Origin of the sequence: Lyngbya aestuarii BL J, assembly GCF_000478195.2 — a bacterium.
Taxonomy (GTDB): Bacteria; Cyanobacteriota; Cyanobacteriia; order Cyanobacteriales; family Microcoleaceae; genus Capilliphycus; species Capilliphycus aestuarii.
This window is the reverse complement of the sequence record NZ_AUZM01000051.1, coordinates 1-26,028: the sequence shown is the minus strand read 5'-3', so window position 1 is coordinate 26,028 and position 26,028 is coordinate 1. Positions and strand designations below refer to the sequence as shown.

Annotated in this window: 20 protein-coding genes and 1 pseudogene; 10 read left to right on the top strand and 11 right to left on the bottom strand. The window is 39.7% G+C overall.

The features are described 5' to 3' along the window. Positions 1-526: 526 nt before the first annotated feature. The 3 genes from M595_RS19260 to M595_RS19250 all read left to right on the top strand — a co-directional run bounded on the left by M595_RS19260 (position 527) and on the right by M595_RS19250 (position 5,133). On the top strand, positions 527-2,392 hold the full coding sequence (locus M595_RS19260) for a glycoside hydrolase family 9 protein (RefSeq protein WP_023068093.1): 1,866 nt from the start codon (positions 527-529) through the stop codon (positions 2,390-2,392). A gap of 35 nt (positions 2,393-2,427) precedes the next feature. Then, positions 2,428-3,720 carry an O-antigen ligase family protein gene (locus tag M595_RS19255; protein ID WP_023068088.1) on the top strand — a complete coding sequence of 431 codons (1,293 nt, stop codon included), beginning with the start codon at positions 2,428-2,430 and terminating at the stop codon, positions 3,718-3,720. Positions 3,721-4,251: 531 nt separating this feature from the next. After that, positions 4,252-5,133 (top strand): DUF6492 family protein, encoded by an 882-nt coding sequence (locus tag M595_RS19250; RefSeq protein WP_040484369.1) that lies wholly within the window; start codon positions 4,252-4,254, stop codon positions 5,131-5,133. A 194-nt stretch (positions 5,134-5,327) separates the two neighbouring features. Here M595_RS19250 and M595_RS19245 read toward each other — a convergent pair whose 3' ends face one another. Then, entirely contained in the window at positions 5,328-6,464 is a 1,137-nt protein-coding gene (locus tag M595_RS19245; protein ID WP_238987109.1) for a glycosyltransferase family 4 protein, read from the bottom strand. Positions 6,465-6,878: 414 nt separating this feature from the next. Between M595_RS19245 and M595_RS19240 the strand changes: the two genes are divergently transcribed. Beyond that, a complete protein-coding gene (locus M595_RS19240; RefSeq protein WP_023068091.1) occupies positions 6,879-7,778 on the top strand; it encodes a sulfotransferase domain-containing protein in 900 nt (299 codons plus the stop codon). A 21-nt stretch (positions 7,779-7,799) separates the two neighbouring features. On the opposite strand, the gene M595_RS19235 is transcribed toward M595_RS19240, so the two are convergent. From M595_RS19235 to M595_RS19225, 3 genes are all read right to left on the bottom strand, one after another. Further along, positions 7,800-9,089: a flippase gene (locus M595_RS19235; RefSeq protein WP_023068061.1), complete on the bottom strand. Its 1,290-nt coding sequence runs from the start codon at positions 9,087-9,089 to the stop codon at positions 7,800-7,802. Between the two features lie 133 nt (positions 9,090-9,222). Then, positions 9,223-11,412, bottom strand: coding sequence for a GumC family protein (locus tag M595_RS19230; RefSeq protein ID WP_023068068.1), 2,190 nt, complete (start codon positions 11,410-11,412; stop codon positions 9,223-9,225). Between the two features lie 40 nt (positions 11,413-11,452). Continuing rightward, positions 11,453-12,859: a polysaccharide biosynthesis/export family protein gene (locus M595_RS19225; RefSeq protein ID WP_238987108.1), complete on the bottom strand. Its 1,407-nt coding sequence runs from the start codon at positions 12,857-12,859 to the stop codon at positions 11,453-11,455. Positions 12,860-13,653: 794 nt separating this feature from the next. On the opposite strand from M595_RS19225, the gene M595_RS19220 reads away from it, so the two are divergent. Further along, positions 13,654-14,703 carry a mannose-1-phosphate guanylyltransferase gene (locus M595_RS19220; RefSeq protein WP_023068094.1) on the top strand — a complete coding sequence of 350 codons (1,050 nt, stop codon included), beginning with the start codon at positions 13,654-13,656 and terminating at the stop codon, positions 14,701-14,703. 94 nt (positions 14,704-14,797) lie between these two features. Here M595_RS19220 and M595_RS32920 read toward each other — a convergent pair whose 3' ends face one another. From M595_RS32920 to M595_RS19185, 7 genes are all read right to left on the bottom strand, one after another. Continuing rightward, on the bottom strand, positions 14,798-14,920 hold the full coding sequence (locus M595_RS32920; RefSeq protein ID WP_023068089.1) for a hypothetical protein: 123 nt from the start codon (positions 14,918-14,920) through the stop codon (positions 14,798-14,800). Positions 14,921-15,330: 410 nt separating this feature from the next. Then, positions 15,331-16,107 (bottom strand): beta-carboxysome assembly protein CcmO, encoded by a 777-nt coding sequence (gene ccmO / locus M595_RS19210; protein ID WP_023068069.1) that lies wholly within the window; start codon positions 16,105-16,107, stop codon positions 15,331-15,333. 214 nt (positions 16,108-16,321) lie between these two features. Next, entirely contained in the window at positions 16,322-16,996 is a 675-nt protein-coding gene (gene ccmN, locus M595_RS19205) for a beta-carboxysome scaffolding protein CcmN (RefSeq protein ID WP_040484367.1), read from the bottom strand. A gap of 38 nt (positions 16,997-17,034) precedes the next feature. Then, positions 17,035-18,720, bottom strand: a complete 1,686-nt coding sequence (gene ccmM, locus M595_RS19200; protein ID WP_023068057.1) for a beta-carboxysome scaffolding protein CcmM — start codon at positions 18,718-18,720, stop codon at positions 17,035-17,037. An 85-nt stretch (positions 18,721-18,805) separates the two neighbouring features. After that, positions 18,806-19,108, bottom strand: coding sequence for a beta-carboxysome shell vertex protein CcmL (ccmL, locus tag M595_RS19195; RefSeq protein ID WP_040484366.1), 303 nt, complete (start codon positions 19,106-19,108; stop codon positions 18,806-18,808). 236 nt (positions 19,109-19,344) lie between these two features. Next, positions 19,345-19,689 carry a carbon dioxide-concentrating mechanism protein CcmK gene (locus M595_RS19190; protein WP_023068063.1) on the bottom strand — a complete coding sequence of 115 codons (345 nt, stop codon included), beginning with the start codon at positions 19,687-19,689 and terminating at the stop codon, positions 19,345-19,347. 185 nt (positions 19,690-19,874) lie between these two features. Next, positions 19,875-20,186, bottom strand: coding sequence for a carbon dioxide-concentrating mechanism protein CcmK (locus tag M595_RS19185; protein WP_009785181.1), 312 nt, complete (start codon positions 20,184-20,186; stop codon positions 19,875-19,877). Positions 20,187-20,948: 762 nt separating this feature from the next. On the opposite strand from M595_RS19185, the gene M595_RS19180 reads away from it, so the two are divergent. The 5 genes and pseudogenes from M595_RS19180 to M595_RS19165 form a co-directional block, all read left to right on the top strand. Continuing rightward, positions 20,949-21,293: a zinc ribbon domain-containing protein gene (locus tag M595_RS19180; RefSeq protein WP_238987107.1), complete on the top strand. Its 345-nt coding sequence runs from the start codon at positions 20,949-20,951 to the stop codon at positions 21,291-21,293. 50 nt (positions 21,294-21,343) lie between these two features. Then, positions 21,344-21,619: pseudogene (locus M595_RS29445) on the top strand (sodium-dependent bicarbonate transport family permease); the annotation flags it as partial. A 217-nt stretch (positions 21,620-21,836) separates the two neighbouring features. Further along, a complete protein-coding gene (locus M595_RS19175; protein ID WP_040484365.1) occupies positions 21,837-23,708 on the top strand; it encodes an NAD(P)H-quinone oxidoreductase subunit F in 1,872 nt (623 codons plus the stop codon). 109 nt (positions 23,709-23,817) lie between these two features. Continuing rightward, positions 23,818-25,335 (top strand): NADH-quinone oxidoreductase subunit M, encoded by a 1,518-nt coding sequence (locus M595_RS19170; RefSeq protein ID WP_023068059.1) that lies wholly within the window; start codon positions 23,818-23,820, stop codon positions 25,333-25,335. A 96-nt stretch (positions 25,336-25,431) separates the two neighbouring features. Continuing rightward, positions 25,432-26,028: CO2 hydration protein (locus M595_RS19165; RefSeq protein WP_023068075.1), on the top strand; the 597-nt coding region annotated here is incomplete at its 3' end.

The following is a 26,028-nucleotide window of genomic DNA, read 5'->3' as shown; positions in this document are numbered from 1 at the left end:
GATTTAGATCTTTTATCTGAGATGATAATTTATTCCCGATTCGCTCACAATAAGTGACTTTAATTAGAAACCGGGTTTCTTGCGCTGAGAGTGCGTAAGTCCTGATTCAGTCTTACTCCTTTCCCTCGCTCCCACTTTCGGAAATGAGACTGAAAAAGGTGACACCCATCAAGATCTTATGATACATTTGAAATGTACTTTTGTTAACCAGGGTCGGGGTGTCCAGGTATCGGCTTAGATGCTAGTTTGGGTAAGATTATATCCTAAAAGTAGTAACTCTACAGCAGAGCAAGTACCATTTCACAAAAGTGAATCGTTATTTAGTGAGCTGCTAGTTAGATATAAAGTAATAGGGATTACTTGAGTTTTCTAATAGTTAGTCTCTGAATTTCTTGTACAAAATTATATCCGAGCTTAATCGCATGATCCCACGACCGAAAAATCTACATGATCATGTATATTCTGCAATCAATATTTGTAGGAATATCTTAATAAGAATTTCAATAACTGGTTGAGGAAAATACTTATGATTAAGGTTAAACTGCTAAAATTATTCAGCTATACTGTCATTGGTAGCTTATTTATTCTAACAACAAATCTTCTTTTTGGTGTTCAACTCAAAGCCACATCAGCTAACTTAATTAGAATCGATCAATTTGGCTATAGACCTGAAGATCATAAAGTTGCAGTTATTGTTGATCCGCAGTTGGGTTTTAACGAGCAAGTTTCTTTCTTACCCGGACAAACCTATGAAGTTCGAGATGCGAAAACAGATCGAACCGTATATTCTGGAGAAATTCAACTTTGGGCTGATGGAAAAATAGATTCTCAATCGGGAGATAAAGCCTGGTGGTTTGACTTTTCTGAAGTTAAAAATCAGGGTGATTACTATATTTATGATTCTCATAATAATGAGCGTTCTTTTCCCTTTGAAATTCGGGATGATGTTTATCGTAAAGTTTTGGTGACTGCAACTCGGATGTTTTTCTATCAGCGCAGTGGATTTGCTAAAGAACCACCCTATGCCGATCCAAAATGGCAGGATGGAGCAGCTTTTTTAGGAGATCAACAAGATAGTTCGGCTCGGTATTTATATGATAAGGAAAACCCCAATTTAGAAAAAGATATGCGGGGGGGTTGGTTCGATGCGGGTGATATGAATAAGTACGTTACATTTGCCAATCAACCGATTCATCAGCTTTTAACTGCATACACGCAGAACCCATCCATTTGGACTGATGATTTCAATATTCCCGAGTCAAAAAATGGCATTCCTGACTTAATCGATGAGATCAAATTTGAACTCGATTGGTTGAAAAGAATGCAAGATAATGATGGCGGAGTTTTTATTAAAATTGGCAATATCGATCATAATGCTGCTGAAAAACCAAGTCTAGATCGGCGTCCTCGATATTACGGGCCGAAATGTTCTTCTGCAACGATTGCAACCGCCAGTATGTTTGCTCATGCTGCATTCGTTTTGCAGCAGTTTCCTGCTTTAAAAGCTGAGGCTAATGACTTAAATAACAGATCAATAGAGGCTTGGAAATGGTACGAAAGTAACCCGAAGAAAACCGATTGTGACTCCCAGGAAATTAAGTCGGGAGATGCCGATAGAAGTTTGGAAGAACAAACAGCAAGCTCGGTTGTTGCTGCCGTTTATTTATTTGCCCTTAATAAAGAACAGAAATACACCGATTATATTCAAGAACATTTGAGTTCAACGCAACCCTTTTTAGATGATACTTGGTCTCGGTATCGACCTCACGAGGGTGATGCACTGTTGTTTTATGCTCAACTTTCTCAAGCTAATCAAGGGATTCGAGAGCAAATTTTGAGCCGATTTAAAGAGATAGTTGCTTCTAATTCTAATTCCTATGGCTTCAATGAAAATCTTGATCCTTACCGTTCTTATATGCCTGATGCCCAGTATCATTGGGGAAGTAATCGAATTAAAGCAAACTATGGCAACACGAACTACGATGTGGTTTTTTTAAAGATAGATTCTGAGCATCAAGATCGTTACAAAATCAGGGCGCTGGATCATTTACATTATTTGCATGGAGTTAATCCATTAGGTATGGTTTATCTCAGCAATATGTACGAGAATGGAGCCGAATATTCAGCGAATGAAATGTATCACGAATGGTTTGGAAAAGGAGTTTATGATAATGCACTGACTTCAAAATTTGGCCCGGCTCCAGGATATCTGACAGGAGGCGCAAACAAAGACTACACTGGTTCAATCGAAAAAGTTAAAATTCAACCTCCCATGAAAGCTTATATTGATACAAACGATGTCTATCCAGTGAACTCTTGGGAAATTACCGAACCTGCTATTTATTATCAAAGTTCATATCTGAAGCTGCTTTCAAACTTTATTTCTAATTGAGAAAGTTTGCCCTATTCAAAATAAACAAAACTTTTATGGAAAAATTCCTCAAATATTTTGAACCGAGCTTTGCTGTTTTGGCAATCATTCACTATTCTGCTAACTGGCTTCCCCTAATTTTATCGGGAGGAGCGAGCGAGGGAGATGGAACCGATATCAACTCGTTTGATTTTACCTTAAATGTTCTTCTTTTTCTGCTGACTTATGTAATTTCTGCAAGCCTATTATTACTACGATGGAAAAAGTTTCTTATTTTTGCTAGAAGAGGGGCATTTATATGGGTGATGATTTTGATTGCATTGGCTTCCTATTTTTGGTCTGATTTTCCCGCCAGAACCCTCAAAAGCTGTATTGGGTTAATTGGAAGCACACTTTTCGGCGTTTATTTGGCGAGTCGTTATACCCTGAAAGAGCAACTGAAGCTATTGGCTTGGGCCTATGGAATTATAGCCGTATTGAGTGTTCTTTTTGCTATTGGTTTACCCAGATATGGTGTCGAACAGGCTGTTCATGCGGGGGCTTGGCGAGGAATATACAACCATAAGAATCTATTGGGAAGGGGGATGACAATTGGGGGGGTTATCTTGACGTTATCCCCGGGTCTTTTTGAAAAGAAAGATCGGTGGATTTGTCGAATGGTTTTGGGCATTATTTGTATTCTTTTGGTGATGGCTAAATCATCAAGCTCACTGATTAATTTTACGGTTTTAATGATGAGCCTGACAGCTTATCGTATTCTTCGATTTCGCTATCTGCTTTTAATTCCCGCATTTCTAGCAACTATTACCTTAGCTTATACTGCTGTATATATTTATACTGAAAATGCGGAACAATTACTGGGATTAATTGGCAAAGATCCATCTTTGACAGGTCGTACTGATATCTGGGCTTGGGCGAGAGAAATGATTGATAAACGTCCCTGGCTTGGATATGGTTATACCGCATTTTGGCAGGGATTAGACGGTGGATCTGCTTATATCATTCGAGCGGCAAGATGGCCGGTTCCTTATTCCCATAATGGGATACTTGATTTGTGGTTAGATATCGGTTTGTTAGGTGTGATTGTTTACTGTATTGGCTTTGGAATTAACTTACTAAGAGCAATTTTTATAGCTCGATTTAGTACGGGCCTAGAGAGAATTTGGCCTTTAATATTTTTGACCTATCTAATTCTTACAAATACAACGGAAGGAGGAATTATTTCTCAAAACAATATATTTTGGGTTTTGTATACTACTTTATCAATTTCAATAATGATGCCTATAGAGCAGAAAACCAAACCGCAACTATCATCAAAAATATTACCCAACTCATGCACTAATCGTTAATATATTTCTCTCAAAAAAATTATTATTTCCGTAAATATGGCTAACTATTTTAGCTATATTGAATAAGTATCAAGCCATCTAATCTTTAGAGACAACAAAGGTTCAAAAGCTTCTTGATGCAGCCAGATTATAATTTAGTGTTATTGTCATAACCTCTCGAAAGCTAGTAATCTTGATGAAACTATGTAATATGGTTTTTGAAAATTCAATCGATGTCAAATTCTATTGACTTTTAAATCCTTATAAATTATCATATAATTAAGCGTTAAATGATTAAAGCTAAAAGCTATGAAAGCAATTCTCAATAAAATTTTCTCAAATGAATGTTAAAAAATACAATTGTGTATTCCGATCTATAGTTTCTTATGAATCCATTATTTCTGTTTTAAATTTATCTAAAACTATTACTTATGATGTTTTTGTCTATAACTAAACGACTCTCCCCTAGTTTAAGATGATAACGCGAGCTTATAATCGGTTTCAGATAAGGTCTTTCAATATTAGTCAACATAAATCCCAATATTTTTAGATATGATAGTACAACCAAAATTTTGCATAATTACTCCCAGTTACACTCCTGACTTTGAAAGATGTCGATTGCTTTGTCACAGTATTGATAAGTTCATTTTTCCTGTTGTTCAACACTACATTATTGTTGATCAAAAAGATCTTAAGTTGTTCAAGCAACTTGAAAGTTCTACAAGGGAAATTATTACCAAAGAATCTATACTACCTTGGTGGATTAAGAGATTACCGATATTCACTCAAAAAAATATCTGGCTGAGTCTTAAAACAGTTCCGCTTAGAGGTTGGCTAATTCAGCAGCTTACCAAGATGGCAATTGCTCAATACATTCAAGAAGATGTTCTCATCTTTATTGATTCCGATGTTGCTTTTGTTCGTCCTTTTGATCTTCAAAAGAGTTTAGTTCAGGGCGAAAAAATCCGCTTTTTTCAAGAACTTAATTCAATTCCTCAAGACTTGGGTCAATTTTATCAATGGTTTCAAACGATTAGTCAGTTATTACAAGTTCCAATGACTAACTTTCCCGCTCATAATTATGTTTGTCAGATTGTGACTTGGAAGCGTGATAATGTTTTTAAACTGTATGAAACGCTTGAAAAGCATTCTAATCGTCACTGGATAGAAACTTTTTGTAACTGCTGGAATATTTCTGAATATGTTCTTTATGGTGTTTTTGTTGATCAAGTTCTAGGAGATCAATCAGGACATTTTTATGATCAAGCTCAAATTTGTCACCATTATTGGCGAGAAGAATTTTTATCCAGTGAAGATCTAAAAAGGTTTATTCTTGAGATTGAACCTTATCAGGTTGCTGTGATGATATCAGCAAAAGCTAATATTTCTATAAGCCAATATGAAAATCTGTTTCAGTTAATTCCGCAAATCTAGGATAATTTAAATTAAGTTTTTACTAATTTTATCTAGACAATAGAAGGTTGCATAATTTTTGTTGTAGTAACAATCAATAACACTGGATTGGTTTAAAACTTTTCATAGAAAATCCAGTCATATTGTAAACATATTAACTTGATATAAAAAACTGAAGTTGAGAGCTTGATTTTCACCCATTTTTTGAATTTATGTTATTTAAGAATTGAGTGAAGATGGGAAAGAAAACTTTCAATTACAGGATACCCAAATAGAGATTCTAGCAAAGCACGATCTGGGACTTTGAGTTGCTCCTCCGATAGACAAGTTAAAATCTCATGAGCAAAAGAAGGAGCATCAGATGCAACTCGGAAATACTGACTTGCTTCTTCGGGTAAACCTGACAATCCTTTTGGCCGAGAAACAATAGGATTACCAATTGCTAGCATATCAATTGATTTAATACTAACACCACTCCCTGTAGCAATGGGGTCAATTAGAACTCGACCAGACTGATAAATTATCTCTGCGGAAGGTGGATTAATTTTAAAATCTAAGTCTTTACTATTTTTTAAAATCGTTTTGATTTGAGAATTAGGATTTGAACCTGCGATCAAAACTCGAATGCTGGGCAATCGTTCTTTCAAAATTGGAAAAACTTCTTCAATAAACCATATTATACCTGCGACATTATTTTCGGAATGAAGATTTCCTAGAAAGACTACATCATAAGATTTTAATTCTTGAATATTTTGATCAACATCAAGATTAACTACTCCTGTTTTTTGCTTAGGCTGTTGATTAAATTCTATTAAAGGAGGTAAAAAATAGCCATTTTTAAATCCTTGTTCTTGCCAAAACTTTAAATCTTTATTGGATATATCATAAAAAGCTAAACTTTGTTTGAGGAGAGATTTTTCATAATTTTCTAACTGATTTAAAGACAAAAATCTTAGTAATTTACTATATCCTTTTGCACTTTCAAAATAATAGCGATAATGTAAGTATTCTATATTGTGTGATCGAATAATCATCGGTATTTTTAAAGCTTTGCTTAATCGAGAAGCCACCCAACCACCATGAATCTGATCGCATAAAATTACATCAGGCTGGAAATGATTAACAGAGCTTAGAAGTGTTTTCCATTTTTTTCCTCGAACTATTCTGGAGGTCACTTCTAAAGGATATAAAGATAAATCAATAACTCTACGAATATAACCCCCTAAAGTCTGCTTATAAGTAATTGGATAAAACTCTTTAACATACTGATTAATGATATCAAAACTCTCCGTATCTGGAACCTCATGACACCAGCAGATTAGTTGTATCTCTACTCCCATCTTAGCTAACATCTTTAACCGACGCCAAATATCAATTCGTCCCCCATGGACTGCGGGATAGGGAATTTCCATAGCAACAATAGTGAGTTTCATGCTTTTAGATAATTTTGTAAAAAATTGCTTTTTTATAATAGCATATTTTGAGTTTTCTTTTCAATACATAAAACCAGTTAATATTATATCTAAGTTTGGAGCCAGAAAATCATGGAATATGATGAGCTAATTAATTAATGATTTACATAGGGAGGTTATTAATGGCATCACAAAAGCCTATAAAAATTGATAATAATTGCTTCAGTACCAACTTAGTCTGCTAAAATTGAAGGGAATAACTTAAGCACCACCTTAAGAATTTGTCTACACCTAGTCTAGTTTTTTAAATTAGACACTTTTATCTTGTAAGTTTGTTTTTAGGATCTGTGATTTATGAATGCTTTAACCAAACCACAGCTTTATCTTGTTGGAGCACCAAAAGCGGGTACATCTGCCCTTGCTGATTTCCTTGATCAGCATCCACAAATTAGTATGTATAAGCTCAAAGAGTCAAATTTTCACTGCCATGATTTAGATATATCTAATAAACCGAAAACAGAACAACAATACCTTTCAATGTTTTCTGTAACTCCTGAAACAAAACTGTTAGCTGATGGGTCTATTTTATCTCTTTATTCACGGAAAGCGGCGGCTTCAATTGCTGATTACGTTTCTAAACCTCTAATTCTAATCATTTTAAGAAATCCTGTTGATGCTATGTATGCCTGGTACTCACAAATGGTATTTGTGGGGAATGAACCCCTTAGAACTTTTCAGGAAGCAATTAATGCAGAGTCAGAAAGAAAGCAAGGTAGATTAATTCCAACATACGGAACAGTAAAATCTTGTCCTCAGCTACTTTTTTATCGAGATATTATGCGTTATGCCGAACAGATCGAGCGTTATCTTTCAATTTTTGCTCGAGATCAAATTCTCATTTTTACTTTTGATGAGTTGAAAGCTGATTCGATGTCGGTCTATTCAAAGATATTGAACTTTCTTGAGCTTGACCCATTCATACCAAAAATTCAGAAAGTTAATGTAAATAAAATTCGACGAATGCCTTGGCTTCATCATTTCATCAAGAAAACATTTGCCAAACCTGCTAATACTATACTCCCACCGAAGCTTCGTTCTGATTTAATTGAACTTATAGACACAATTAATTCTCGTGAAACTAATCGCTCAGAGCTTAACCAAGAGTTACGAGAAGTTCTGAAGTCCGAATGTATTACAGATATCATAAAACTAGAAAAAATAATTGACAAAGATTTAAGTCATTGGTATTGCTAATTATTAATGCTTTTTCAATTTTCAAGCACCCTCCTTTGGAGGGTTGATCACTTCTTGTTTAGAGAAGAAAATGACTAAAAGCCACAAACCAAGCGTTTGGAAAGTGATTGAAGCAATGGTTGCCCAAGCAGCTCCTTTCCAAGAATAAAGTGGAATTAACCAAAAATTAAGCAGTACATTAAGTAAAGCAGCGAAGACTTGAATAAAACTTCGCCATTTGTGCAATCCAGCTCCGGTTAATGTATCTGCTGCTAGGTACTGAAAGCCAAACAATAAATGAAAGGGAGCCATCCAACGCAGAACCGCAGCAGACTCCCTGTATTCTTCTCCTAATATTAAGGTAACAACAGGAGCAAATACTAGATAACCAATTGTGGCAATAACTCCATAACCACTAATGACAGGAAGTAGCCGTTTTGCCAATCCTAAGCTACCTTTAATTCCTGTAGCTCCTTCTTTAAAGAAACGAGCATAAGCAGCACTTGAAATGGCAAAAAAGGGAAAATATCCAACATCAATAAACCGATAAGCAGCAGCATAGGTTCCAGTTGCTTCTAGAGTTGATAAACTAGCTAGCATTAACTTATCCGCATGAGCATTCACGGTGGTTGCTGAGGAACTGAGTGAGAAAAAGAATCCAGGAGTAAGATTAGAGAGCAAGCATTTAATATCTAATGTGGGTAAACCGAGCATTCGACAAACTAGCAAAAAGGAAAGCATTGCAGAAGTTGCTGTTCCAAGCAAGTATAAACATCCCCAGATAAAAATAGTAGGTTGTTTAAAAAAGCTAACTAGAATTAGTGCAGCTAAAAGTTTACTAAAGTTATGAAAAACTTTGATCTGAGCAGCTTTACTGGTCAAGTTTCTTGAGACTAAAGCTCCTGATGCAGTTAACCAAACTCTTAAGAAAAAAAGATCACTAAAACAAACTAAAAATACTAATATAGGGGCAATAGTCTGGTGAAAAATTAGAGGAGAAACGAATACAGCGATAGTGGATAAAATTAAGCTAGTAACAAAAATTATTAAGATCGAGTTCCCCCAATATTTCCTAAAAACAGTCGGATCTCTGGACACATTTTGAACTAAGATATCACCACTTCCCAAACCTGAAAATGGAGTCGCAATAAAAGCTAATGCTAAAACTCCAGAAAAAATCCCATACTGCTCAAGACCTAAAGCACGAGCTACTATCATAAAGTAAGCCATTTGTAAAAATAGCCCAATAATTTGAGCTATCATCATCCATGCAGTATCTTTGAACAAAGATTTCTGAAGCAAACTATTGATTTTTAATTTTAAATACTTCATTTTAAGTATTGATTAATGGTAGTATACCTTAGCTGTTTTAATTTTAATCAATTTGACTTTTGTATGAATGAGAGAAATACTTGTAAAAACTATTACAAGTCTTAGAATTTTATATTCTTATATTCGCATAAAATTAAATTTTTGTCGAGGACTTTGGATAAATCTGAGCTTTCACTTTTTTTGTTGGAAAGTAACGTTTTGCATGGTAGAAATACTGGGAAGATTCATTTTTACTAATGGCATTGACGGCTAAACCTAACACCCGTTGACCTGATCGTTCAAGCATTTCTTTGGCTGATTTTGCACTGGCTCGGTCTAGAACTCTGGGACGGGCAACGAGTAGGATACCACTCGCTATTTGACTTAACGTTAAAGCATCAGCCGCGAGAATCAATGGTGGTGTGTCTATAATCACAAAATCATAATTCTCGGAAAAGTTGCGAATTAGAGAAGTCATCCGCTTAGAATCAAGGAGAGCTAAAGGATTCGGGGGAGTGACTCCGGATGGAATAATATCTAATCGTTCAATTCCCTGGCAAATTCCGCTTTGCAATTCAGCTTGACCCACTAAAATATCACTTAATCCAACTGCATTTGTTAATCCCCAAAGGTGATGTTGAGAAGGCTGACGCATATCTGCATCAATGAGCATTACCCGATATCCCAATTGAGCGAGTGTTGCAGCTAAATTCGCGGAAACTGTAGATTTCCCCTCTTTAGGAACGGAGCTAGTGACCACAATTGTTTTAATTCGTTTGTCAGAACTGAGAAACTTGAGATTAGCTTGTAGCATCCGGTAAATCTCACTAATAAAGGAGTCCGATGCTTCGATAACCGGAATATCGGGAGTTGCTTTTTCTCCTTGAAAATAGCTAGATAACCGCTTATTCTTAAACATTGGAATAATACCGAGTAACGTATATCCGAATATTTTTTTAGTTTCTTCAACACTACGGATGTATTTATCTCCCATTTCTAACAGTAAAACCGATGTTGTTGCTGCAACCAATCCGAGCATAATTCCTAAAGCAAGCAGTTGAATTTTAGCTGTACTGCCTTCTTCAGGAACCATCGCTTCTTCTATAATTCTGGTATTATTTGTGCTTTTATTTTCTGCAACTTGTACTTCTTCAAGATTTTTCAGTAATGTTTCATAGGTAACTTGTGCAATCTGAACTTTTCGTTGGAGTTCTTGTTGTTCCTGTTCTAGTTGAGGAAGATTTTGCGATCGCTGTTCATAGTTTCTACGAGAAGTATATAGAGACTCTAGCTGACGAGTTAATTCGACGCGCTGAATCTCATTGGCAATAAATCTTTCAAGCTGATTATTTTTCTGACCTTGTGGAACTTGTAATAGACCTTCTGGAACAACGGCTTGACTTCCTAATGTTTGTTCAACTTGCTCTTGTAAAGCTGCATTGAGAGAATCTCGTTTTTGGTTCAAAGCAATAATTCTCGGATTTTGATCTTTAAAACGTTTTCTTTCATTCACCAATTCAGACTCGACATTCTCAAGCTCTGTGAGAATCCCAATTAGCACTGGAGATTGACTTAGCGTGTTAATTGCAATCGCTTCTTCTAAGTCGAATCCGGCTTGAGTTTGTAGGGATTCTGCTAGAGCATTAACTCCACTGAGTTCTGATTCTAAAACTGTAATTTTTCGATTTAATTCGGCTAGTTCAGTAACGGCAGTTCTAAATTCTGCATCTAAATCTAAAACTTGATTTTTCTCTTTAAAACTGCGTAAAGCTTGTTCGGCTCGAAAGACTTCTTCTTGTACCTTTGGAAGCTGCTGAGAGATAAATTCTCGGGCTTCTATTGCATCTTCCTGGTTCATATCAACATTGGTTTGCATATAAACCTCCATTAAAGTATTAATTATATCTGCTGCTTCTTTAGGGTCTTTACTTTCATAGGATAGAGAAACAATATCTGTGCCACCGATAATCTTCACCTCCAGACTCTTTCTAATACTTTCAGCTTCCCGTAATTTTCCTTCTGAATCTACTAAATTTAACTGATTGATGACCTGATTTAATAAACGATTAGAATAGATAATTTCGATCTGAGTGCTGAGAGGAGTTTGATCGGCGAGTAAAGCCTTTAACTCTCCTAATCCCTCACCGATACCCGCTAGAGAGGACGTTCTATCAACTTTAAATAAAAGCTTTCCACTAGCTGCATAAGTTGGCTCTAGATATTTAGTCCCATAAACCGATAAACCAACACACAGAGCAAAAACACCAATCACAACGAGCCAATATCGTTGAACCGTTTTAAAATATTTGCCAATATCTAAATCAATTGATTCTCTATCTTCCATAAAATCCTCCTAAACCTGATAAAAAAATATTTTTCAAAAGTTATCTACTCCAGAATTGGATTACATTTAACACCGATGAAATCCCGATAATTCCGCCAAATGGTTCCAACGCATCTTCTAGGGAATCACCAAACCTAGCACCACCTGATCGACTAATAATAATGACATCATCTCGCTTTAAAATGGGATTTGTTGTTTCATTAATTCCGGCTTCTAAGTTAACCGCTATATTTCGTCGAGAAACAGTTCCATTGGGATTTAAACGAATCAGCTCAACGGTTTCTTTATTCGCTCGGCGTTGATCAAATCCTCCAGCCGCTAAGATCGCTTGATTGAGTGTAGTATCCGGTGGAACATCAACAGCACCAGGACGGATCACTTCACCCACCACATTAACTTGAATAGTTTGGGGAGAAAAGCTTGCTCTGGCTAAAGAAGTCACTTCTGTGGGATCAATTTCACCAGCTTGAGGAATTGTAATCGAGTCTCCAGCTTGTAGTGCTACATCTTGAGTCACATCTCCCTCAGTTAAAAGTTCCCACAAATTAATCATCATTACCTCTTCTTTTCCATCATTTGTAAGTCGGCGAAGTTTGATTTCACGAATATTGGCTAACGGGGTAATTCCACCCGCACTACTGATAGCTTGAGTAATTGTTGGAAGCTGCGAACTGACTCCGGAGACTCCGCCGACCTGATGAGTACCGGGATTAAACACTTCACCTACAATAATGACAGAAAATGGCTCAATTTCTTTAGAAGCAAAACTAGCAGAAGTAAGTTGACGAATTGCTATCGGGTCAAAAGTTGCGGCTTTGGGAACAAAAATTGTATCTCCGTCTCGTAGAATTAGATCTTGATTAATATTCCCTTGTTCTAGTAAATCTTTTAAATTCACCGTAATTAACTGTTGAATGGGGTTAATTCGGCGAATCTGTATTTCGCTAATATCAGCTAACTGGGTCACTCCTCCTGCTTGCTGAAGAAGCTGTGTGACTTTATAAAACTGAAATTGTCGGGTTTGAGAGTTAGGAACTAAAAGGGGTATAACATAAGTTCCTGGACGAACCACTTCACCTGCAACCACAACAGATAGAGGACGAGGAGACAGAAGACTAACTGTAGCAAAAGGTTGCTGAACAAAGGGAGTGTATTCTGTTGTGATTAAATTGGTGAGTTGAGAAACAGTTAAGCCATCAACATTTAGGCGTCCAATTATAGGCATATTCACGCTACCATCGTTGAGGATGAGATATTCTCCACTATATTCTGGAACATCAAGAATATCGACACGCAAAAGGTCTCCTGGGCCGAGGGTATAAGCGTCTGTATTTGCTGAATTTGTCGGTCTTGAGGAGTGAGAAGGAACCTGATTTGGTAACTGGGGTTGAGCCAGAGCAACGTTAAGCCATGATAGACAGATTAAACCGGGTACACATTTAGTCAACACGTTGATCAAATGGAATTTGACACTCGAAGATTGAGGAAGCCTATGGAAATCAAGCATAGATAATTTGGAAGTAGCTTGGCTGAGTCAAAACTAAGCTTGGAAGCACCCTAAACTCACTAAGTTCTCTAGCCAGAGACCTGAAAACAGGCTTTCTTACCCAGTCTGACATTTTTGATCGCGATTGTCTCCTATATTGTATCTATACCCCTTTAACTGATGTAGTCCAAGTGTTTTCACTTCAGATGAGGGAAACATTGCCTGAGAATAATCTATTTCTATCACAGAATTTCTTGAGATGGAAATGGGGTTAGAGGGCTAGACTAATCTCGACATAGGATTTTTACAAAAATACTGAGGATTTTGTACTTAGACTTCAGATGAGCTAGCCGATGGCTACTTTGATCCGAAGACCTTACAAAATATTTACAGAGATTGTCTTGAACTTTATATAACCCGGTGTTTTTATTAAGTTGTTGAATGTATACTACACTGTAGATTGTTTGCAATTTCATGTGTTTGTATTGCAACAGATGTGATCAATTTTGCTCATTCATTGACTCAATGATTGAACTTCGATCAGCGATAGAACGGGTTGAAAGCAAAAATGTAGCGAGGTTAACAGAAAAAAACATTAACCGCCTGGAAATTCCCCTAAAAGCGATACAGAAACCACTGGGAAAGCCTGAAGGAACAAAAACTCTGTCATTGAGACTTGACTCATTCCCCAATAACTGACAACAGACAACAGACAAATTAAGATTGAATTATTGATGTCTAAAAACTCACGACGCATGATACCTGTTATTCTCGCTGGTGGTAAAGGTGAACGGTTTTGGCCGTTGAGTCGCAAAGATCGTCCCAAACAGTTTTTAAGCTTAGATGGCAGTGGTCAGAGTCTCTTACAAACGACTGCTAATCGCTTGCTTTCTCTTGCTGGAGATTGGGATGGGCTGTGGGTAGTGACTTCGACAATGCTTGCTGATGGGGTTCACAAACAACTTCCCCAATTACCTCAATCCAATATTTTAGCCGAACCTGAAGGCCGAGATACTGCCCCGGCGGTCGCCTGGACAACAATAGAAATTGCCCGGCGTCATGGAGAAGATGCTGTGATTGGGTTTTTTCCGGCTGATCATTGGATTGGTGAACCGGAGATTTTTGAGAAGACTTTAAAAGCTGCAAAACAGTTAGCCGCAACTCAAGATGTGATTGTAACTTTGGGCGTAAAACCTGCTTATCCAGCGACAGGTTATGGATATATTGAACAAGGTGAAAAGTGGGGTGTCTTTGATGATTTTCCGGCTTATAAAGTTGTCCGATTTACAGAAAAACCAGATCTGCCAACCGCTGAAAAGTTCCTTTCAACGGGTAAATTTAGCTGGAATGGTGGAATTTTTGTCTTTCGGGCGGGAGTGATGTTGCAGGAATTACGAACTTATGTTCCTGATTTAGTCAAAGTATTGGAAGAAAAAGGCGCAGAGGCTTATTCAGAATTATCAAAAATTAGCATTGATTATGCGTTGATGGAAAAGACCCAAAAAACTTGTGTTTTCCCGGTCGAATTTGCTTGGGATGATCTCGGTGATTGGAATGCTTTAGGACGGTTACATGAAAGCAAAGATTCTAATGTTGAATTAGCCCATCATCTGGGAATGGATACGAAAGATTCTATTCTCTTTAGTCAGAATGAAGACGAAATTATTGTCACTTTGGGTGTTGAAGATTTGTTAGTCGTGCGGGAAGGAAATGTCACGTTAGTTGCTAAAAAAGAACGCACTCAAGAAATCAAGCAACTGTTAAAGAAGTTATCTGAAGATCCAAGTTTGCAAGAGTTTTTATAAGTAGATAAAACTTGAAAATTAATAACCGAATCAGAGTGCATCTCATGATGTTAAAATTATGATTTTGTTGAAATTGAGTAAAAAGGCATTAACTCTACACAATTTCATCCGGATCAACTCCTAACTCTCGCAGCCGTTGAGCAAGTTTTTCGGCACGTTCTTGGGCTACAACAACTTGTTCTTCTGCATTCGGAATTAATTCCCCTTCTAGGGTCATCCAACGCAACCAAGAACGGTCTAGGACTTCATAACTCCCCTGCCAAATTCCTAAGCTTAATTCATACTCGGTATTGGCAAACGTCCCTCTGTTAATTCCGCTCGTTGATAGCGCGCGCCCACTAAATGAAACGCTTGCATTTCGTTAGTATAGCGGCTAAAAACAACATAATAAGGAACGCGCAAAATTTGTTCATAAACCTCCCATTTTGTTGGCGGCTTACTCGGTTCACTTTTCGTTTGATCTAAATCTTCATCTTCCGTTCCCGGTGATCATAATTCCACCACAATTAACAGACTGCTTTGTTTTTGCCAAATCACATAACTTAACCGTAAATCTCGATCCAGTCGGGAGGCTTGTACCACAAAGGATGAGTCAGATCATACCTCCAATTCAATCTCATTCAACACTTATAAATAGTTCTGTTCTTCTTCGACATATTGAGGAAGTTCTTGAAAATTGGGTAATTTAACCGTTTCTTTCTCTGTCTCTTTAACATTTACAGGTAATGTTAAAGGCTGACGTGTTTCTTCTATCCAACAACTCGCTAACGGCAAAGTTTGTTCTAAATCATCTAAGGGTCGAGGAATCACCATCACAGCATTTAATTCCCCAATCCGTTCAGCTTCTAGCATTCCCGCCTCGACCGCCACTGCCACATCCGCCACTGAACCGCGAATAATCGCCGTACATAAAGCCCCCCCAATCATTTCATAGGAAGCCAAATAAACCTCTGCCGCTTTCAACATCGCATCACAAGCCCCGACCATCGCCGGAAAACCGCGTGTCTCCACTAAACCCACCGCTTGGTTACTCAAACGACTGTGACCGCCACTGCTGGCCAATTGAGATAAACGCGCACTAATCGGTAAAACATATTCTAAATTGGGAAGGGGTCGGGCAATCACCAAAGACGAAACAAACTGGTTAAACTGTTTAGCGGTATCCGTTCCCGTCTCTACAGCCAACCGAACATCAGCAATTCGACCGCGTACAATTGCTGTACAGTAACCACTACCAATTTTTTCATAACCAACGAGATGAACACCTGCTGACTTCAGCATCATGTCAGCCGTCCCCACAATCGCGGGAAAGCTGAGAGTTTCAACCAGACCCAAAGCCATATCCTGGTATTCGGGTCGCTTCATCTGTTGAGGGGAAGTAAATTTTTGCAGGTGTGCATCCATGAATCGCGATTTTTGGAGTTTGGACTAGAGATTTCAGTTTAAGGGAGTTGGGCAAAGGGGTATAGGCGCACAGAGACACTTCACAACAATGCTAAAAATTTTGATTGTTTTGTTTGTTCTCCCCTTCACCCGATTAGCGTGCGTGCTATTCTCCGACTCTGCCAAACCCACAGCCCGATGGTCAATTTCCGACCTCTCTCTATATTACTAATTTTTAGGAAGAGCGATCAGTTGGCTTGGAGTTATTGAGAGATCGACGATGGGGAAGTAGTGTGTTTAACAACTGATTGAGATGAACTTGTCCATACACAATGCTTGCAGTCGGGTTGGGGGATTTCTCTAAAGAAGTCGCCGCAGTCGAGTTTGAAACTGACGAGGGTTCCGGCGAGACTTCTGAAGATTTCCCGGACTGTGAATTGTTCAGGTGATCCGTTGAAGACGTGTGAACTTCACCCGGATCACTTTTCTCAGTTGAGGACGTGTGAACTTCACCCGGATCACTTTTCTCCTCCTCGGAAGAAGAAGAAAGGGTCACAGAACGAGATTCATCCCCAATAATTGTCCCTGCGGGTACAACCTGTTTGGCGGCGATCGCCGGATTAAGAAGCGTTGCTTCTGCTCCGATACAAGCTTTTGCCCCAATTGTGCCATGACCCACCACTAAAACCCCTGCACCAATATTTGCTCCGGCTTCAACTTCAATCTTGCCCTGGGAAGCATGAATAATTGCTCCCATCCCGATACAAACCCCAGTGGCAATCACAATTTGACTGTCTGGATCAGCTTGGAGGATCACTCCCATTGCGATCGCAACACTGGGGTCAATTGTGACATCGCCACTCACGAAAGCAGAGGCATTGTTCAGGGGTTGCGGTGGCGACCTATACATTAAGTGTGAACCTCTAGAAATATCAGCAGCCAGTTGAGTTAGTTGGGTTTTTGGATAATTTCTTCCATCACCCGACGCTTGGCTTTGGGATCAATGCCAATTAAGCGTACATACTCACCGCTATGCTCTTGCATACAGGCTTCTAAAGCTGCGATCACCTCCGCATCACGATTGGACTCAATGGGAGCGCAACTCCGCCAAGAGCTAGTCCGGAAGCGGCGTTTATCGGCGTGTTCAGTTCCGATTTTGTGACCTTGAGCCAGTAAGCTGCGAATCGAGGCAATTGTCTCTGAACTGAGGCTACTGCTATTTGCGGAACGAGCAGAATTCGTTGGGCTATTATAGGCAGCGACCCGAGAAGCAGCGACCCGAGAAGTCGGTGTAACGGTTGATTTGGGGGTCGTAGACTGAGCAGGCTTGCCATCAGGACGTTGAATGATTTCTTCGACAACCCGACGCTTGGCTTTGGGATCAATCCCAATTAAGCGTACATATTCTCCTGAATGTTCGTTGACAAAGGCTTCGACTTGTGATACTACTTCGGGGAGGCGAGTCGATTCAATTGCCGGGCCACTGTGCCAAGAACTGGTACGGAAACGACGCTTATCAGCATTTTCTAGACCAATCTTGCAGCCTTGAGACAAGAGTTGACTGATTTGTTCACTCAAGCTAGGAGTCACACTGCTATTGACCACTGGACTAATATGAGAGCTTCGAGCCGAAGCAGAAGGTGCAGAGACAGAGACTTTCCCGTTAGAGGATTTTTGAACCGGGCCATCAGGACGTTGAATAATTTCTTCTAAAACCCGACGCTTGGCTTGAGGATCAATTCCCAACAGGCGAACATATTCCCCTTGGTGTTCCTGGAGACAGGCTTCGAGAGCTGCGATCACTTCGTTGAAGTTTTTGGAGTCAATGGGAGCGCAACTCCGCCAAGAGCTAGTCCGGAAGCGACGCTTATCAGCGTGTTCACTGCCAATTTTATAGCCCTGAGCTAATAGCTGTTTGACCTGTTCCATCGTCGAAGAATCGAGGCTACCGCCATGACTAGAGGAGGAATAGGAGCGATTACGGCCACCGCCATTATTACCCATAGTATTGGCTTCATTGCGAAGGGGAGTAATACAAGCTGTATTTTCTGAGCATTGATAACCCGCTTTCAGAGATTGATTCACACCGATGACGTGAGTCGAAAATTTCAAGTCAGCGTCGTTGACATCCGGTAAGCGGTCAGCTTGTTGTTGGTTGGTAATAATTGCACCGGAAGGCACATATTTACCGGGGGGAATTTCCACATCCTGAATCAAAGCGTGCATCATGATAATGCAACCATCTCCAACTCGGGCGTTAAATACCGTTGAGCGAAAGCCGATGAAACAATTACTTCCCACATACGCTGGGCCATGAATCAACGACAGATGGGTGATTGAGGTATTTTTACCAATCCAAACGGAGTAGGATTGACCATCATCTCCTTTGACGCGACCTTCTTCTAAGCCGTGAATGACTACGCCATCTTGGATATTAGTATTTTCACCAATCGCAAATGGAAACCCTTCGTCAGCACGGATAGAGGTTCCTGGTGCAACCAATACATTGGCTCCAATTCGCACATCTCCGATGATGTTAGAAAAGGAGTGAACGTAGGCTGTAGAATCGATTTTCGGCTCGGCTAAGTTTTTTGACCAAGGTGTTGGAGGAGCCGCTAGACTACGGACTACCATAATTGAATTTCTCCTAACCAATCTTTAATTAGTTTTCTGTTGTTTACTGTGAAATCGATCAGAAAATTTAGCTCAGAGGGTGAGACTAACGTTCCTGATCTTTTTTGCTGTAGAGCGAACGATTTCCCGCTGTAATGGTATCTATAATTGCTACTACAGCCGCGTCACTCGGACGAGTTTCACTTCCGGGAATTTGACGAGCTGCACTTCCCCGTGTGACAAGAACCCACTCATTAAAGCCCGCCCCAACGAAATCGAGTGCTACTTCATATTCCGGGAGGGTTTCTCCGGCTTCATCAATGAATTGCAAGAGTAGAAATTTTGAGCCTCTCAAACTTGGCTCTTTTTGGGTACTCACAACAGTGCCAATAACTCTGGCAATTTTCATGGGGCTTTAGTGGGGAATGTGCTATTTTGTTGGCGTTTCAATGATCAGCTCGTCAGCCGTGAAGGGTTTAGAGTTCAGCAATAATGCCATTAAATCAGATTTGGACTGGCACGGGTGCAAGACCTTAATAGGCTAAATGGAAAACACAGCAGAATCGACGATCAAACTCTTTGTTTACCAGAATAATCTTTTGTGGGTCTTGATCCCTATCTGTTTTTTCTAAAACGGACTGGTCTCTAGGGACGGTTGAGTGAGCGAATTCCACTGACACTTTCACGGAACTGTTCTACGGCTTCAGTGTAACGAATCGGTAGAACGTATTCTAAGTTTTCATGGGGACGGGCAATAATATGAGTGGAGAGAACCTGACCCCCTTTAACTCGATTTTTTATAGATTCTTGAGCCGCTCCGACGGAAGCTTGCACTTCTGAAACATCTCCTCGCACAATTACCGTTACTCGTCCACTCCCGATTTTCTCATATCCGACGAGAGTAACCCGAGCTGCTTTTACCATAGCATCGGCTGCTTCTACCACAGCCGGAAACCCTAAGGTTTCAATCATACCAACTGCAATGGCCATAGTCTAACTCCTGATCTAACAATTCAATGAACATACTTTGATGTCGTACAAGACTGACTCACTAACCTGTTCCCGGAGAGGAATTTCACAACAACATGACTTGCTGCTAGCGTCCTTGCTGGTGAATCTTGTACGACGACGGATGAGTGAAGCGAGTCCAGATGATTCTGAACTGCATAGTTGTTTTAGTAAGCCCGGAACTGTTCTACAGCATCGGTATAACGGATGGGCAGAACGTATTCCAAGTTTTCGTGGGGACGAGCAATAATATGGGTCGATGAGACTTCACCCCCATTGACACGCTTAACAGCCTCAATTCCTGCCGCGACGGAGGCTTGAACTTCAGATACATCGCCTCGAACAATTACGGTGACGCGACCACTTCCGATTTTTTCATATCCGACTAAGGTGACTCGGGCGGCTTTCACCATTGAGTCGGCTGCTTCTACAACGGCCGGAAAACCTATGGTTTCAATCATCCCAACAGCGATTGACATCGTTTAACTCCTAATGAACACAAAAGCAGAACAAGCTGCGTATTTTTTTAGACCAATCGGTAGAATTACGACTAGAGTCGTCATCTGTACGCTTCTAGAAGGGTTCTTACCTTTCTCCCTGATTAATAGAATAGGAGAATTGTGTCGCCCTTGACAATATAATTCTCTATTATTCTTGCTGATGGACTTAATTAAAATTATTAATGCGTAATAAAAATTAATATTGTCTTAAAAAAGTTTGGTTTTAGTAAACTTTCAGGCTTCTATGACCCTGACTCCCTCCCACCTCTCCAGAATTCTGAGTGTTCTGCAAATCAAACCCTAGATCCAGTTAAACTCAGTACGGTTCTGTTTATCTGGCTTGTTGATCAGATCAACTCCGACTTCTGGCTTTGATCCTGTTGATTTCTGTTTGAGTCACAGATTACTCCGCCCTTTTACGACGGAGACGGCACAGACCATTGGTGAAAATCGAGAACGACTCTCCAGAAGTTTTGTTGAAATGATCAAGATATTTCGTTACAAACTCTATATTACTTTACAAAAAAAATGATTCATTGTGAACTCAGATCAAACCCGTGTATTGTCAGAAAAGAGTTCCTTATGGTAGATCTATAAAAATCCAAAAGCTGTTTATATACTTATTATTTTTTAACACTTTTTAACTTTTAGAGAAAAGCAGTAAAAATACCTAATCTTAGCAAAGTCGATTGTGAGCAAATACCCAGTTCAACGGACATTCCAAACAATCCCCTTGCTGAAGTGAGTTGCACATTTGTTGATCAACCCAAAGGAATGCAGAAACTTTGGGGACGTAAAATCTCAGACTTAGCGTTTGGTGAGTTGATTGAAATTCTAGAATGGGTTGCTACTAAGAAAAGTAAATTAATTATTTTTATTGACCCGTGGTATCCATCTAGCAAGACTTGTTTTGCCTGCGGTCACATTCTAGAAAAGTTAGATCTAGCAATCAGAGAGTGGCGTTGCCCGTCTTGTTTAAGTATTAATGGACGGGACGAAAACGCCTCTTTAAATATCAAAAAAGTTTGGGGATCAACTCTTAAATTAGGTAGTGTTAGACCGGATTTTCCGGCAACTATTGTTTGAACTTAGAATCCCCCACTTTTTAACCGGGGGAGTATGTCAAAGGAGATCTATTTTATGGCGTTTTAACCTTTTTATTGCTGGATATGGGGTTAGTGGCAGCCCGTCGTATTCAAGACTTGAAAAAAAGCGGATCATTTTTCATTAGATTTTAAATTTTAATGCCCGTTTTTAACGCCATTCTGGTAATTTTAATCGCAGCTATAATCGGAATGTCAAAAGGCAACGCTTTATTATTTGCGGTGTTGTGTGCAAGTGCCTCTTATATTGCCGTTCCTGGGGCCATGCGAATGTCCGTTCCTGAAGCAAATCCTAGTTTATATATTTGAATGGCACTCTTGATGAGATAGCCGATCAAGAAGATCGACTCACGACTGAAATTAAAGTCAAGATTTTCCCGACTCTGTTCTTGAATACAGACTACTCCAATCGACGTAAATTTAAACGAGAGTATAGACGAATACCCCAAGTAATGCGAGAATCATTAAATTAAATAATCAGCATTAAAAAAGCTTATTCTAGGAGCCATTTCCGGAAACATTATCAATGACTCAGTTCCTTCTACAAACGAGTTGGTGTATACCATTCTATGGATTAATCGGGGCGATATTGACCCTACCTTGGGCAATGGGGCTAGTCCGACGTACAGGGCCAAGACCGGCTGCCTATATTAATTTATTGATGACAGTCTTAGCCTTCATTCACGGTTCACTGCTGTTTAGAATCACTTGGAATCATCTTCCCTTACATCTGACTTATTCTTGGTTAACCGCCCCGGGCTTAGATATCTCCTTTGTTGTTGAAATCTCCCCCTTGAGTGTAGGCGCGATGGAATTAGTGGCAGGATTGAGTTTAATCGCTCAATTCTATGCTTTAGGGTATATGGAAAAAGACTGGGCGATCGCTCGGTTTTATGCCTTACTGGGTTTCTTTGAAGCCGCCATCAGTGGTATCGCTCTGAGTGACTCCCTATTCCTCACCTATGGGTTGCTCGAAATGCTAACCCTCTCAACCTACTTGCTGGTGGGGTTCTGGTACGCTCAACCCTTGGTGGTGACAGCCGCCCGCGATGCCTTTCTCACCAAGCGAGTTGGGGATGTGTTGCTGTTGATGGGGGTGGTTGCGGTTTCCGCTTTGTCGGGTAGTTTAACCTTTTCCGACTTAGAATTTTGGGCAGAAACCGCTCAGTTACAACCGCTTACCGCAACTTTACTGGGTTTAGCGTTAATTGCCGGGCCAATCGGGAAATGCGCTCAATTTCCCTTGCATTTATGGCTAGATAAAGCGATGGAAGGCCCTAACCCGGCGTCAATTTTGCGAAACTCCATTGTAGTTTCAGGCGGTGCTTTTGTCTTAATTAAACTGCAACCAGTTTTAGCTCTTTCTCCCATTACAGATGGTGCCTTGATCGCATTGGGAACAGCAACTGCGATCGGGGCGAGTTTAGTGGCGATCGCTCAAATTGACATTAAACGGGCTTTTTCCCACACAACCAGCGCTTATTTAGGCTTAGTATTCATCGCGGTTGGCTTGCACCAAGTCGATGTTGCCTTATTACTGCTGCTGACTCATGCCCTCGCCAAAGCCCTGCTGTTTATGAGTGTCGGGGCGATTATTCTCACCACTAGCACCCAGGATATGACCGAAATGGGGGGGTTATGGTCACGGATGCCTGCAACAACAACGGCTTTCCTCGTGGGGGCAAGTGGCATGGTTGCGGTGCTGCCTTTGGGAATGTTTTGGACGATGCGGCGTTGGTTAGATGGATTTTGGGAAGTACCTTGGTGGTTAGTTCTAATTTTGTTGCTGGTTAATGGTTTAACGGCTTTGAATTTAACTCGAGTGTTTGGTTTAGTCTTTGCTGGAAAACCCCAACCCAAAACTCGTCGTACACCGGAAGTTCCCTGGCCGATGGCCTTACCGATGGTGTCGATGACGATTGTCACTTTGTTGGTTCCTCTGATGTTGCAACAATGGCAATTATTATTAAGTTGGTCATCCCCTTCACTGGACACTTCAGCCTCAAGTTTCAACGCATTCATTCATCAAGCGGCTGTTCCTTTGTTATTAATCTCAGGTGTAATTGGGGTGGCAATTGGAGCCGCACTTTACTTATATGGGGTCACGAAAAGACCAGTTCAACTCCCCTGGAAATCGGTACAAGAACTGCTCGCCTATGACTTCTATATTGATCGACTTTACGGTTTAACAGTGGTGTTGTTAGTGAGTCGGATTTCGGCGATTAGTGCTTGGATTGATCGCTATATTATTGATGGGATTGTGAACATTTTAGGGTTGGCGACTTTAGGCAGTGGTGAAGGTTTAAAATACAGTATTTCGGGTCAATCTCAAATTTATGTCCTGACTATCACTATCGGAGTCGGTTTGCTGGTTATTTTAATGTTGTGGCAATTTTAGACTGGGTTTACTGTTTGATTTAAGCACTAACGAATAAACGTCTATCTTTGCCTTCTATCTTTTGCTTTCTTTAACACCCGAATCCTCAACAAAATATTATCAAGATTCCATGCTAAGTGTTTTTATTTGGATACCCCTTCTCGGCGCTACAATTATTGGATTTTGGCCAGAATTAACTGCTAAACAAGCTCGTCAAGTCGCCTCTTTAGTTGCTGGAAGTTTGTTTATTTGGTCATTGGTTTTAGCCCGTCTATTTAACCCCGATCTTCCCGACTTACAAATGAGTGAGTTTATTCCCTGGATTGAAACTTTGGGATTAAACTATTATTTAGGCTTAGATGGTTTGTCATTGCCTCTAATCATTCTTAGTGGCTTGTTAACTACAATTGCCATTTGGAGTACAGAAGCTAATATTAGTCGGCATCGACTGTACTATATCTTAATTCTGTTTATTGCTTCGGGAATTGCGGGAACATTTTTGGCTCAAAACCTCCTGCTCTTTTTGCTATTTTATGAACTCGAACTTATCCCGCTTTATCTATTAATTGCAATTTGGGGAGGGGAAAAACGGGGTTATGCTGCCACTAAATTTTTAATTTATACTGCGATTTCAGGGATTTTAATCTTAGCTTCTTTCTTGGGAATTGTGTTCCTGACTTCTGCCCCTAATTTTGATTTAGCCATACTGAGTTCAGGATCTTTAGGAATTGCCGCTTTACCGCTAAAAACGCAATTAATTTTATTAACTGGAATTGTGATCGGGTTTGGAATTAAAATTCCTTTAGTTCCGTTTCATACTTGGCTACCCGATGCCCACGTGGAAGCCTCTACACCGATTTCTGTCTTATTAGCCGGAATTTTACTCAAGCTCGGAACTTATGGTTTATTGCGGTTTGGAGTAGGATTATTTCCTGATGCTTGGAATATCGTTGCTCCTTGGATGGCAAGTTGGGCGGTTGTGAGTGTATTGTATGGGGCTTTCTGCGCCATTTCTCAAACTGATATGAAGAAAATGGTGGCTTATAGTTCGATTGCTCATATGGGTTATATTCTCCTCGCATTTGCTGCGGCGACGTCGTTGAGTTTACTCGGATCTGTGATGCAAATGGTGAGTCATGGTTTGATTTCGGGGTTGCTTTTTTTATTAGTGGGAGTGGTTTATAAAAAATCAGGAAGTCGGGATTTGAATGTGTTGCGTGGACTTCTCAATCCTGAACGGGGTTTGCCTTTAATTGGCAGTTTAATGATATTAGCAGTAATGGCGAGTTCAGGAATTCCGGGTTTAGTTGGATTTATTTCTGAATTTATTGTGTTTCGCGGTAGTATTGCCGTTTTTCCAGTACAAACTTTATTGTGCATGATTGGAACGGGTTTAACTTCCGTGTATTTCCTAATTCTGATTAACCGGGGGTTTTTTGGACGTTTATCTGATTGGGTGGTGAATTTACCGCCAGTTCAATGGCGCGATCGAATTCCTGCTATTGCTTTGGCAATTATTATCACAATTTTGGGGATTCAACCGAGTTTGATGATTAACTTAAGTGAAAGTACAACAACGGCTTTAGTGAGTCTTTCGGCGACGGTTGCTAAGGCTTCCCAAACCAATCAATTTAAAATATTAAAATAGAGGACTGGATTCAAAAGTTTTGAGGTTCAGCCCTCTAAAAGCTTGTCATCATAACGACAAACAATTAACAACGAACAAACAACGGAAAACCAGCTTATGACCAGTACCACATCTCAACCTATTTCACATCCCCTCGAAGAATACATCCAACGACTGCAAACAGGTGATGCCCTTCTGTCTGACTACCCGGAAAATGTAGTCGAAGTTGTTGGTATTCTTAAAAGTTATGGTGTGGTTTTAGATGCGTACTCTCGTAATCTAATTTACATTGCCAACCATCAATTCTTGGTATTCTTTCCCTTTTTTAAATATTTCAATGGAGAATTTACGCTGTCAAAATTGCTACAACATTGGGGACATGATCGGATTAACTACGAATATGCAGAATATTGCATGAAAGCGATGCTGTGGCATGGGGGCGGTGGGCTAGATGCTTACTTAGATTCTCCCGAATTTCAACAGCGTGCAAACCAAGCTATTCAAGGGAGATTTAAGAATAATCTGTTAATTTTAGGACTCAATAAACTCTTTCCTGATTTTCTCACAGAACACATTCGTCAACTGTGTTATTACAGTGCGTTAGGTCAATTTTGGCGAGTGATGAGTGATATGTTTATCGAACTTTCTGATCGTTATGATCGCGGAGAAATTCAATCGATTCCCCAAGTTGTTGAGCATATTTTAAAGGGTTTA